The organism is Clostridium sp. CTA-5 (genome assembly GCF_054768135.1).
Genome location: NZ_BAAAAT010000003.1, coordinates 228,263 through 240,936 on the forward strand (window position 1 = coordinate 228,263; position 12,674 = coordinate 240,936).

Annotated in this window: 12 protein-coding genes; 6 read left to right on the top strand and 6 right to left on the bottom strand. The window is 26.1% G+C overall.

Going from position 1 to position 12,674, the window contains the following annotated elements:
- Positions 1-193 precede the first annotated feature (193 nt).
- The 3 genes from ACYUET_RS09075 to ACYUET_RS09085 form a co-directional block, all read right to left on the bottom strand.
- The gene (locus ACYUET_RS09075) at positions 194-1,240 is read right to left on the bottom strand and encodes a galactose ABC transporter substrate-binding protein (RefSeq protein ID WP_460278995.1); all 1,047 of its coding nucleotides are present in this window, start codon (positions 1,238-1,240) and stop codon (positions 194-196) included.
- A 363-nt stretch (positions 1,241-1,603) separates the two neighbouring features.
- Positions 1,604-1,969 carry a DUF4363 family protein gene (locus ACYUET_RS09080; RefSeq protein WP_460278996.1) on the bottom strand — a complete coding sequence of 122 codons (366 nt, stop codon included), beginning with the start codon at positions 1,967-1,969 and terminating at the stop codon, positions 1,604-1,606.
- Between the two features lie 15 nt (positions 1,970-1,984).
- Positions 1,985-2,713 carry a DUF421 domain-containing protein gene (locus tag ACYUET_RS09085; RefSeq protein ID WP_460278997.1) on the bottom strand — a complete coding sequence of 243 codons (729 nt, stop codon included), beginning with the start codon at positions 2,711-2,713 and terminating at the stop codon, positions 1,985-1,987.
- Positions 2,714-3,018: 305 nt separating this feature from the next.
- On the opposite strand from ACYUET_RS09085, the gene ACYUET_RS09090 reads away from it, so the two are divergent.
- Positions 3,019-3,558 (top strand): fasciclin domain-containing protein, encoded by a 540-nt coding sequence (locus tag ACYUET_RS09090; RefSeq protein ID WP_460278998.1) that lies wholly within the window; start codon positions 3,019-3,021, stop codon positions 3,556-3,558.
- 94 nt (positions 3,559-3,652) lie between these two features.
- Here the strand turns inward: ACYUET_RS09090 and ACYUET_RS09095 are convergent, their stop codons facing one another.
- Positions 3,653-4,642, bottom strand: coding sequence for a hypothetical protein (locus tag ACYUET_RS09095; protein WP_460278999.1), 990 nt, complete (start codon positions 4,640-4,642; stop codon positions 3,653-3,655).
- Positions 4,643-4,860: 218 nt separating this feature from the next.
- Here ACYUET_RS09095 and ACYUET_RS09100 point away from each other — a divergent pair, with 218 nt between their 5' ends.
- The 4 genes from ACYUET_RS09100 (at position 4,861) to ACYUET_RS09115 (ending at position 9,372) form a co-directional block, all read left to right on the top strand.
- The gene (locus tag ACYUET_RS09100) at positions 4,861-6,048 is read left to right on the top strand and encodes a phosphoenolpyruvate hydrolase family protein (RefSeq protein WP_460279000.1); all 1,188 of its coding nucleotides are present in this window, start codon (positions 4,861-4,863) and stop codon (positions 6,046-6,048) included.
- Positions 6,049-6,211: 163 nt separating this feature from the next.
- Entirely contained in the window at positions 6,212-7,423 is a 1,212-nt protein-coding gene (locus ACYUET_RS09105) for a Tm-1-like ATP-binding domain-containing protein (protein WP_460279001.1), read from the top strand.
- Between the two features lie 130 nt (positions 7,424-7,553).
- Positions 7,554-8,375 (top strand): phosphoenolpyruvate hydrolase family protein, encoded by an 822-nt coding sequence (locus ACYUET_RS09110; protein ID WP_460279002.1) that lies wholly within the window; start codon positions 7,554-7,556, stop codon positions 8,373-8,375.
- Positions 8,376-8,649: 274 nt separating this feature from the next.
- Positions 8,650-9,372, top strand: coding sequence for a DUF421 domain-containing protein (locus ACYUET_RS09115; protein WP_460279003.1), 723 nt, complete (start codon positions 8,650-8,652; stop codon positions 9,370-9,372).
- A gap of 119 nt (positions 9,373-9,491) precedes the next feature.
- Here ACYUET_RS09115 and ACYUET_RS09120 read toward each other — a convergent pair whose 3' ends face one another.
- Positions 9,492-10,394, bottom strand: coding sequence for a cation diffusion facilitator family transporter (locus tag ACYUET_RS09120; RefSeq protein WP_460279004.1), 903 nt, complete (start codon positions 10,392-10,394; stop codon positions 9,492-9,494).
- Between the two features lie 602 nt (positions 10,395-10,996).
- The gene (locus ACYUET_RS09125) at positions 10,997-11,647 is read right to left on the bottom strand and encodes a glycosyltransferase (protein ID WP_460279005.1); all 651 of its coding nucleotides are present in this window, start codon (positions 11,645-11,647) and stop codon (positions 10,997-10,999) included.
- A 231-nt stretch (positions 11,648-11,878) separates the two neighbouring features.
- Between ACYUET_RS09125 and ACYUET_RS09130 the strand changes: the two genes are divergently transcribed.
- Positions 11,879-12,601, top strand: coding sequence for a DUF554 domain-containing protein (locus tag ACYUET_RS09130; RefSeq protein ID WP_460279006.1), 723 nt, complete (start codon positions 11,879-11,881; stop codon positions 12,599-12,601).
- Positions 12,602-12,674 lie beyond the last annotated feature (73 nt).

Below are 12,674 nucleotides of genomic sequence, written 5' to 3' on the forward strand. Positions count from 1 at the left end.
TGGGGTGATTTTTCATTAAAAATCTTTGATAGAATTAAATTTAAAGATATTAAAGCATTATTTATTTGAAAAGTATTATTTTAAGATATTATTAAAAAATATTTTACCAATAAATTATAGACATAAAAGAGAGCTTATAAGATTGTCAATATAATTCAATTTGAATATAAAATTTAAGAGTGAGATATTTCTGTTATTTTTTATATTCTTTATAGGGAAACCTAATTACAACGCCAGTATCATCAAATTTGTAATTTGTATTTTCAAGAGGCGGTTTTTTATAAGCTAGATTCATTCCAATGTTATAAAGAGCTTCGGCATTAGCATGAGCATCTTGGATAACAGTGCCTGTCATATATCCTTTATTAACTAAATCAATAGCTTCTGGTATTCCATCAATTCCAACAACTGGAATAGTCATTGATTTATTACCTTTGTTATATCCATATTTCTGTAAGGATTCAATAGCACCTATTGCCATAGCATCATTATTTGAAATTATAGCTTCAATCTTATTGCCGTATTTTAAAAATAGAGATTCAATAGCCTCTTTAGCTAAATCTTTACTCCATTCGCCATTGACTGATGTGAGTTCTTCTGTTTTTATTCCAGCTTCATTAAGTGCTGAAATGGCATACTTTGTTCTTTGAGCTACTATTGGATCACCAATTCTGCCTTTTAACATAATATATTGTAATATGTTATCATGATTTTTATCTATAAATTCTTTATTAGTGTTCCATTCATTAGCAAGAATTTTTCCTTCTATAATACCAGAATCTTTCCCATAACTTGCTATAAAAACACCATAACGTCCAACAAACTTTATTAAATTTTCATCTGGTTCTCCCAATAAGATTAGAGGAATATTTTTTTTTATTATTTTATTTAAAATATTGCCTACCTCATCTAGCTTTAGAGTATGTAAATTTACAATTAAAACATCAAAATTTTCTGTAAGAGCTTTATCAATACTTTCATTTTGTATAGTCTGATTTTCTTTTGCATTAAAGAAAGTAAATTCAACTTTAGCAGGATTCTCTTTTTGAATAGTTTCCAAATTTTGTTTTACAAGAGAAAGGTAGTCATCATAACTATGTAAGAACACAGCCATTTTAATAGGAGCTTTTTTATTAAAATTTGAATTAGCACATACATTGTTTTTAGAAATTTGTATTGGTAAAATCATTATAATAACTAGAATCATAATAAATATTAATAATTTTTTTAAAATTTTCATTTAAATCCTCCATAATGTTTCTTTAGTTTATAACTAATTTTATAATGTGTTTTTAATAAAAAAATATACTAGTCGAATTCATTTAAAAACTTATAATAAAAGATGCTACAAAAATTAAATTTTCATTTTTTTTATTACACAATATATACAAATTTAAGTGCAAACTAATAAGGATTGAATCCTACTTAATAAAGGATTCAATCCTTATTAGTTATATAATATTTTTATCTTAAATTTGTAGGACATTTCATTTATGAAGCTTACAGAAAAGAAAGTGCATTAATGAATAGATGTAAGCTAGATAGTTTATATAATATGAAAATATAATAAAAATTAATAATGAAGAATATTAAAATTTAATATTTATTTGCCTAACCCATCCCAATGGTCATAAGCTTCTTTTAATTGAATAAGTGAGGAAGATTTATCTTTTGCCATTATGGCACCATCAAGGCGTGCTATACTAGATTGAAAAGAATTTATTTCATCTCTTTCTGAACTAAATTGAATTCTTTTAACTATTTTTCCCCAAGTTTTTGCTAGCTCTTCTGTTTTATCATTAGCGCCTTCCCAGTTATCTGATTCTACATCTTGAATAATTAATTGTATTGATTCAGGAATACTAACCTCGTTTTTTAATGATTTCTTTAAAATACTACTACTAAGCATAATTACTACAAAAAGAATCAATGTTACTATAGGGGTAGTTATGACTAAAAATTTTCTCACAATAGCTTTCCTCCTTTAATATGGTCCTTTATAATCACCAATATCAATTATTTTTACCATATGATCATCATATTTATCTATATACAAAGAACCAGACGGAGTCAGTGTTGCAAGAAAAACTTCTGAAATATCTTTGATTTGATACATTTTTAACTGATCCATGAGCCATTTTTCAGTTTTATTAAGTTGTTTTAAATTTTGATGCATAAGAATTCCATCATAAATAAGTTCTGTACTTATACCTGATGGTGCTTTAGTAATATTCATATCTTTAGCTGTCAAAGGTTCATATTGAGGTTTCTTAAGTACTGATAATTGTCCATTTGGTTCAATAATTGCAAAATCTACTTGTGATAAATCAAAAACATCTTTATTTCTTAATAGTCCCATGATATCAGAAACTTTATATTTCATTTTGCGAAGTGCATTCTCCATTATTTTGCCATTCATAATTATGATTGTAGGTTCTCCATCTATATATTTTGAAGCATATCTCCATTTTAATGTAATATATTCCATAGAGTATCCTAACAGAGCCCAGACTAAAAGTCCTATAAAATGAGGCCAAGCTCTACTGGATAAATCTGTTGTAAGACTTGCAGCAATGGATCCAATTGTTATTCCAAGTACATAATCAAAAAAACTTAATTGACTTATTTGTTGTTTGCCTAATATTTTAGCAAAAATAAGTAAGGAGAAAAAACCAATAATAGAACGCACTAAAACTACTAATCCTTCATTCAATTTTTTTATACCTCCCAATATTAATAATATATATTTATTGTTTGATTTAAAGTAAATTTTATACTATTAAAGTTATTTATATTTAATTATGAATAACTTTAATAGTATAAAATTTAATAAAAAAATTAAAAAAAATTAAAGTATAAATATATACTTATAAAGGTTTAAAACAACATAAAAACTAGGTTAATTACTAAACAATTATTAATGATGGGTAAAAATTTCAAATTTAAATAATAAATATAATGCTAAGTAAATTGACATAATAAGATTTATTAAATATAAATTAGAAAAGGAGTTTTGTTATGAAAAAGAAAATTAGTCTAATTATTACTTTAACTCTAATGATGTCATTATTTAATATCATTGGTTTAAATTGCTATGCACATGCACAAGTTACAAATTTAGAACAGAAGGAAGAAGCTGATGAGTTAAAGGATATTGTTGATATTGCCAGTGGTGACAGCAGATTTAAAACTTTAGTAACTGCCTTAAAGGCTGCTGGATTAATTGAAACACTTAAAGGACAAGGTCCATTTACAGTATTTGCACCAACAGATGATGCATTTGCAAAAATTCCTAAAAATACACTTGATGATCTTTTAAAACCTGAGAATAAGGAAAAACTTGCAAAAATTTTGACTTATCATGTTGCACCAGGAAAGTTAACAGCAGAAGAAGTAGTAAAACTAAATGGTACGGAATTAAAGATGTCAAATGGTGAGAAAGCAAAAATAGAAGTAAAGAATAAAGAAGTATATATTGATGGAGCTAAAATTGTAGTTACTGATATTAAAGGTAAAAATGGGGTAATACATGTAATAGATACAGTAATGATGCCATAAATTAGTTCTAAAAATTAAAAGTTCTCTAAAAATATTTTAGAGAACTTTTTAAATTTTATCGTTTAATAATATTAGTAATTTATAAAATAATTATTTATGATATTGGATACTTTCTTAAACGTACACCATGAACAGGAAATTTATATTGTTTGGCAGTAGGAATTGCCTCATAGAGTAAATTATCTATTTTAATAACAGGAACTTTTCCTTCATGTATCACACTAAATGTATGTCCATAATGTTCTAAACGTGTCTTTAAATCTATCAAACGGTTTTCTTTATTAGAAAAAAATGTTTCTGTTTCAATAAAAATTGATTGAGAACGCTGAAAAATAGGAAAAACAAAATTTATACCTGAACCAATGGGAGTAGACATAATTTTCTTTTTCTTAGTTAGAAAATTTTTAATTGATATTTCTATTGATTTATGAATATTTATAGGCAAAAAGTATTTTGCACATGAGTTATTTTGAAGTAATCTATTTATTAAAATATTTATCTTTTCTAAATTTTCTTTAGAGAAAATGTCATGAAGGCATCCGCTTTCATGTAATAACCAAAGCATAAGAATGTTTTCATCTTTGAGAGACATATTTTCTAAAATTTCAGTATGAATATTTTTTATTAGGCTTGTATAAATTTCAGAATTACTTCTATATTCTTTCATTAAAATGCCAGATGTATGAAACTCCAAATCACATCCTAGTAGACTTGGAATTTCTTCTAAAACGTCAATTTCTTTAAGAGAATCTACAAAAGCATGTTCGATTTCTTTTAAATCTTTATTTGACAATTTTATAACATAAGTTAGATAATTTTTAAGAGTGTCACTTAATGATTCTTTACCACCTAGAATAGATTTTAGAACTGTTTTTTGACATAAGGTTATTGAAGAATATTCTAAATCATTTCTAGTTAAGGTGAGTACCTCTCCATTTATCGTAAATTCATGATTTAAATATAATTCTAAAATATATGCAGCAGCAATACAACGTAAGGAAACTTTCTTTGTTGTAGTTAAGTGAAGACTATCTTGTGAATTAAGTGATATAAGAGAAAACTTTTGAGCAAAACTAAGTTTCATTATAATAAATCCTCCTTATTCAGAAATTTAAATATAGTTTAATAGTTAAGATAAAACTTAATTACAATATTTTAACATATTAAACATTATACAACAAAAAAACAGAGCTTATAATTAAATTTATTTAATATTGTGGGAATTTGTTTTAGTTATAGAATATTACTAAAAGTAAAATATAGTGTATTATATTAATTAGAATTAGGCAGGTGGTGAAATATATGATATCACGAGAGAAAATAATTAAGAATATTAATTTACAAATAAAAATTAATAGTCATATTATCGGTGTTGCAACAGGATCTGGAGTTACAGCTAAATATGCTCAAAATGGAGGAACAGATTTATTACTTACTCTTAATTCAGGGAAATTTAGACAAATGGGTAGGAGTTCACTAGCAGGATTATTACCATTTTCTAATAGCAATGATATGGTAATGGAATTTGCATCAAAAGAGGTTATTCCACTTATAAAAGATATTCCTGTTATATTTGGGTTAAATGCAACAGACCCAACCAAAAAATTAGATGAATATATAGAGTTGATTAAATGCAAAGGATTTTCTGGAATTAATAATTATCCTACTGTTGGAATAATAGATGGAAAGTTTAGAGAAGCTTTAGAGGAAAATGGATGTAGTTATAAACTGGAAGTCGAAGCTATTAGAATTGCACATGAGAAAAATTTATTTACTATTGCTTTTGTTTTTAATGAAGAACAAACAAAAGAAATGTTAGAAGTAGGAGCAGATATTATATGCGTTCATTTAGGATTAACAGAAGGCGGGATTCTTGGCGCTAAAAAAATGTTATCTTTAGAAGCAGCTAAAGATAAGGCAAAATTAATTTTTGATTTATGTAATGAAATCAGACCTGATGTAATTAAGATGATATATGGTGGACCAGTTAAAACACCAATAGATATTCAATATATGTACAATAATTGTGATGTTATGGGGTATATTGGGGGGTCAGCTTTTGAAAGAATCCCATCTGAAAAATCTATAACTAATATAACAAGAGAATTTAAGTATTCGGGAAACTTAGAGAAAGATGATCTTTTAAATAAAATGTTAGATGGAATAACAAAGCATTATGATTATGTAGAGTTTGTAAAAGAGTATGTAGCAAAAAATTATATGAATGATATATCATTTGTGGAATTATCTATGGTTGCCCATATTTCTAGAACACATTTAAGCTATTTATTTAAAAAAGAAGTTGGATGTAGTTTTCCTGAATATTTAGTTAAATTTAGAATTAATAAAGCTGCGGATATAATAAAAAGGGAAAATATACGATTAGTAGATGTTGCAGAATTAGTTGGATATAATGACTACGCACATTTTAGTAAAATGTTTAAAAAATACATAGGAAAATCACCAAAAAAATATAGAGAAAATACATAAACACAATTTTAAAATACATAACTACATTTACTGTTGCTTTAATAAACGTTATCATTAATTTGTAATCGATAACGTTTATTTTTATCTAATAAAAAATAATTTTATATAAACAAGATTTTATAATATATAAATTAAAATTAATTTATGGGGGAGGAGCTTAATAATGACTAAAACAATAGCAATTGCAGGGACATTTGATTCAAAAGGTGTTGAGTATACTTATGTAAAAGAGTTAATTGAAAGCTTAGGATTAAAAACATTTACCATTCATACTGGTGTATTTGAACCCAAATTTAAGCCTGATGTTTCAAATGAAGAAGTAGCTAAGGCTGCTGGAGCAAATATTCATGAAATTGCATCTAAAAAAGATAGAGCATTAGCAACAGAAATTCTCTCAAAGGGAATGGAAAAATTAGTACCGGAATTATATAGACAAGGAAGATTTGATGGAATAATTTCATTTGGTGGCACTGGTGGAACATCACTTGTTACACCAGGGATGAGAGCATTGCCAATTGGAGTACCAAAACTTATGGTATCAACAATAGCTTCAGGAAATACAGAACCATATGTTGGGGTAAGTGATATAGTTATGATGCCATCAGTAGTTGATGTGGCTGGGCTTAACTCAATATCAACTAAAATATTCACAAATGCAGCATTTGCAATAGCTGGTATGGTGAAGTTTGAAAATAAAAAAGTTATAAAGAAGAAACCATTAGTAGCTGCAACCATGTTTGGTGTAACAACACCTTGTGTAAATTATGCAAGAGAATATCTTGAGGAAAGAGGATATGAAGTATTAGTATTTCATGCAACTGGAGTTGGTGGGAAATCAATGGAACACTTAATTGAAGGTGGATTTATCAAGGGGGTTTTAGATTTAACAACTACAGAATGGTGTGATGAAATAGTTGGAGGAGTATTAAATGCAGGACCTAATAGATTAGAAGCTGCTGGTAAGAATCATATTCCACAAGTAGTATCCGTAGGAGCATTAGATATGGTTAATTTTGGTTCGATAGATACTGTTCCTAAAAAATTTGAAGGAAGAAACTTTTATAAACACAATCCAACTGTAACGCTTATGAGAACTACAGTTGATGAAAATAGAATGCTTGGTAAAAAAATAGCTGAAAAATTAAATATGGCAACAGAAAAAACTACATTATTATTACCTTTAAAAGGCGTATCAATGTTAGATGAAATAGGTCAACCATTTTATGGAGAAGAAGAAGATAAAATGCTTTTTGACACTTTAAGAAATGAGGTAAACACAGATATTGTAGAAATAGTAGAACTTAACCTTACATTAAATGATAAGGAATTTGGAGAAGCAGCAGCTCAAAAACTTATTGATCTAATGACTAAATAATATGTAATTAAATTTATAATACTAAATAGTATTTTTGCAATATTGTTGAGATGCAAATGAAATATTATTCGGCTAAAAAATATTATTAGTATTTAAAAATAATAAAAAATAGAAGTAGGAGAAATTAATTATGAAAAGAACAGAAATTATTAAAAAATTTAAAGAAGAAGTAGCTAATGGAAAAATTTTATTAGGTGTTGGAGCTGGTACAGGAATTACAGCTAAAAGCAGTGAAGCAGGTGGAGCAGACATGCTTATTATTTATAATTCTGGAAGATACAGAATGGCAGGTCGTGGCTCATTAGCAGGGTTATTATCATATGGTGATGCAAATCAAATTGTTGTAGAAATGGGCTCAGAAGTATTACCGGTAGTAAAACATACTCCAGTACTTGCAGGAGTTTGTGGTACAGATCCATTTAGAGTAATGGATGTATATCTAAAGCAACTTAAAGAACAAGGATTTTCAGGAGTTCAAAATTTCCCAACTGTTGGTTTAATTGATGGTGTTTTTAGACAAAATCTTGAGGAAACAGGAATGGGTTATGATTTAGAAGTAGAAATGATTAGAAAAGCACATGAACTAGATATGCTTACAACTCCATATGTATTTGATCCAGAACAAGCAAAAGCAATGGCTGAAGCAGGTGCAGATATTTTAGTAGCACATATGGGATTAACTACAAAAGGAACAATTGGAGCTAAAACTGCGTTAACACTTGATGATTGTATTGAAAATATTGAAGCTATTATAAGAGCTGGTAAAGCAGTTAATCCAGATATAATGGTTATATGTCATGGTGGCCCTATTGCAGAACCAGAAGATGCTCAATATGTTATTTCTAAGACAGAAGGAATTGATGGATTTTTTGGTGCATCAAGTATTGAAAGATTTGCAGCTGAAAGAGGAATTAAAGGACAAACAGAGGCTTTCAAAGATATAAAAAAATAAATAAAACTTACAAAAAGTAATAAAATTTACCCTATAGTATGGATATTAAAAAATCTATCTATAGGGTATATTTTAATTGTAAAATAAAACTGTAGGTTATAAGTACACGTAATAAAGTTATATATTTAATTATAGTTTTTTATAAATATATTTTTCTAGCTGTATATAAGTTATTATCTAAAATATTTTAAAAAAGAATTATTATGATTTTTTTGGTAAAGATAAATCATGAATATAGCTATAAAATTTTAATTGTAAGGAGTAATTTGAAGATATGAATAATGTTTTTATGATGACTATTATAAAAGGAATTGTAGTATACTTTTTAGCGTTATTTTTAACTAGAAGAATAGGAACAAAACTTATTTCTCAAATGAATTTTTTTGATTTTGTAATGGGAGTTTCTATGGGATCTATAATTTCTGCGACTATAGTGGATAAAGATTCATCAACAATGTCTGGGATTACAACATTAATACTATTTTCAATTTTAACGATATTAACCAGTTATGTAAGTATAAAAAGTTTTATATTAAGGAAAATAGTAAATTCAAAACCAATTGTATTAATTGAAAATGGAAGAATTATAGATAAGAATATGAAAAAGCTGCGAATAACAATAAACGAACTTATGATGAAACTTAGAGAAAAGGATACTTTTAATTTATCAGATGTTGAGTATGCGATAATGGAAAGGAATGGACAATTATCTGTACTGATAAAGGCAAATAAGAAGCCGATAGTTCCTGATGATATGAATATAGAAGTAAAAAGTGGAGGTTTATTAAGAGATATAATAATAGATGGAAATATAATAGAAAAAAATCTATCTGTAGCAGGTATAAATAGAAAGTGGTTAGAAGATAACCTTAAAATTAATAATATAAGCAATATTTCAGATGTGTTTTATGCAGGTATAGATAAAAATAAGAAACTTAATATATCAAAAAAATATTCTAGTAATTGCCTTAATAATGATAATTATGGAATAGATTGATATAATTAATATTATAATGATTACTTATTAAAAAAAGTAAGTAAATGTTTTACAGTTTTATCAACTTACTTTGGCTTCATCGCCAAAAAAGCCGTACTGTGAGTATAGTACGGCTTTAACTATTTACAATTGTAATTATCTGTAAGGGTACATTCATTACAGGTTTTTTCACAAGGTTCAAAATGTATCAATATTTCAGTATTTTTTAAAAATTTCTCTATATCAGTTTCTATTTCATTACATAAATCATGTGCAATCTTAATAGACATATCTTCAGGAAATACTAGATGTAAATCAATATATTTTGTAATTCCAGATTTTCTTGTTCTGAGATTATGAAAATTACAAAAAACAGAATTATGTTTATTAATTTGATCAGTAATAATTTTAATTTCTTCTTCAGATAATTTAACATCTAAAAGAGGAGTAAAAGCTGATATTAATAAATGATAAGCTTCTTTAAGGATAAATAGTGCTATAAGAATAGCAACTACAGGATCAAGATAATTAAGTTTTGTAATCCAAATTAATAAAAGTCCTACACCAACACCTAAAGACGTATAAACATCTGCTTTAAGATGAAGAGCATCTGCTTCAAGAGCAATAGAATCCTGTTCTTTAGCTACCTTATATAATTTTTTAGAAACCATATAATTTATAAAGGACGATATAAACATAACAATAAATCCCAGACCTATAGACTCTATATCTTTTGGATGAAGGATTTTATCAATACCTTCAACTATTATCCATATAGAAGCTACAAAAATAAGCAAAGCTTCTATTACACCGGATACATTTTCATATTTACCATGTCCATATGGATGTTCTTCATCAGCCGGTTTAGATGATGCTTTAACTGAGAAGAATGCTATAATAGCTGCTAGTAAATCCATTGTTGAATGTATTGCTTCAGAAATAATGCTAACGGAACCACTTATAAGTCCTACTATTAGTTTTAATATAATTAAGGTTGTATTAGAATAGATAGACAATCGTGCAACTTTTAATTTTTCATTCATAAAAAATTATTGCCAAAAGACTATAGTATTTTAATTTTGGCAAATTTTCCTCCTTATCTATGTAATAGTGCATATTAAAATATACGTAAATTCCATCAATTTCTTAAGTGCTCTGTAAAATAATTATAATATATTAATTTAGTTAATTATTTTTCTTTAATAAATGTAGTTTTGACTATAAAATAATATAGTTATTTTATCCTATTTTTTCTTATATATTCTATACTAACATTATCTTCTTTTTTATTTAATGAATTATTATATATGTTGCAATAATAATTGTTCAATAAATTAAATAATTGTATATTTTTTTGTTAAATATTTAAATTTGTAATATGTAAATAAACTAAATATATAAGTTCCAATAAAGTTTGTTCATTAACATAAATATTAGAATATTTATAAAGAGTATGCCTTACCAACATAGTGAGGAATTTATATAGAAAATTTATGATATATATGATTCTAAGTTGATATTATCTCTTTGATTATAAATGTATTAACTTAATTAGAACATATATAATGTAGAATTATTTTATAAATAAAATTAAAAATACCCGTATATAGTTTTAATAAAATTAAATCATATGCGGGTTTCTATACTAATTAAATTTTTTGGGGAACTGTTTAATTATACCATCAGAAATTTCATCAGCAAACATAATCATGTGATCTTCACCTTTATCAAATGCTTCAATGTTTACTTTCCAGTCTTTGTTTAATCGAGCCACTACCTCATCTGTAATTAGTTTCAAGTGTTTATGTAACATGTCTTTTAAAGTTTTATTTGAATAATTAGAGTTAGCAGAACTTAAAAAATCAGCTATTTTATCTGCATTTTCGTACCATAATTTATTATATTTGTCTAAGTCATCTTTATTATTATTTTTTGCAGCATCAACAACTTGTCCGGCTATTTTTATATGTTCCTTTAAAAGAGTAGAAAGTTTATTTCCAGCTTCTTCTCCATAATATGGTTTTATTGAATTACCAATATCGTTTTGATTTTTAAGAAGCCTTTGAAGTACAGCATCTTTGTCTTCAAGTGAAGCTAAATCACTTATAATAAAATTTCTAGTCCATAAAACATGCTCTATCCAAAGCTTCCTCTCTAACATTTTTAAATCACATGTAGAGTTCTTAGATGCAACACAATTACAAATTGTATTTTCCATAGCATAAGTTTTAAATGGCATTAAAACTAAAATTAATAAAAGTAACGATGAGATTAAATTTTTAAAAAGTTTATTCATTATTATATACTCCTTTGTCTTATTAAAATTTAGTTTTAGTTTGTTCAAAATTATATATATGTATACTATTAATTGAAAGTAACATTATACTCATAAGAATTACTAATGTTTAAAATAAATTCATAAAAATTTAAACTATTTATAGATGAGTAAAAGGAGTAGTAGTAATAGGAAAATGATTATTATATAATGATTATTATAAAAATAGGAATTTTTGTTAGGAGGATATTTATGTTAGGAACTATTGTAAATGTAAGTGCTATCATTTTTGGAAGTACAATTGGAGCATTATTGAATAAAGGTATTAAGGAAGAATATAAAGTAACAATTACCCAAGCTTTAGGACTAGTAGCTATTTCATTAGGAATGACTTGGATAGTAAATAATATATCTAATAGTAAAGAACCATTATTATTTATAATTAGTTTAGTATTAGGAGGATTAATTGGTGAAATATTAAATTTAGAAGAACGGGTAAATAGGTTAGGAGAAAAATTTAATAAAAATTCATCTCATAAGAATAATTTTATTGAAGGTTTAGTTACAGCAGTATTACTTTTTTGTATAGGCACCATGTCAATTTTAGGTCCTATAGAAAGTGCATTAAAAGGGGATAATACTCTTTTGTTTACAAATGCACTTTTAGATGGAATTACATCGTTAATTTTAGCATCTACATTTGGAATTGGAATAATTATAGCATCTTTTATATTATTTTTATGGCAAGGAAGTATATATTTATCAGCACAGATTATAGCACCTTTTGTTACATCGGAAATTTTAGGACAAGTATCTATAATAGGTGGAATCTTAATTTTTAGTACAGGAATTAATATTTTAGAAATAAAAAAAATTAAAACTTTAAATTTATTACCCGCATTAATAATTCCAGCATTATATTATATTCCTTTTATTAATAATATGTTACATAAAGTGGTCTCCATATTTAAGTGATTTTAAAGTATATAAAATAAGGGCTTTCATATTAAAATAAGTTAGTTTCTTATGAGATAAAATAGATAAATAA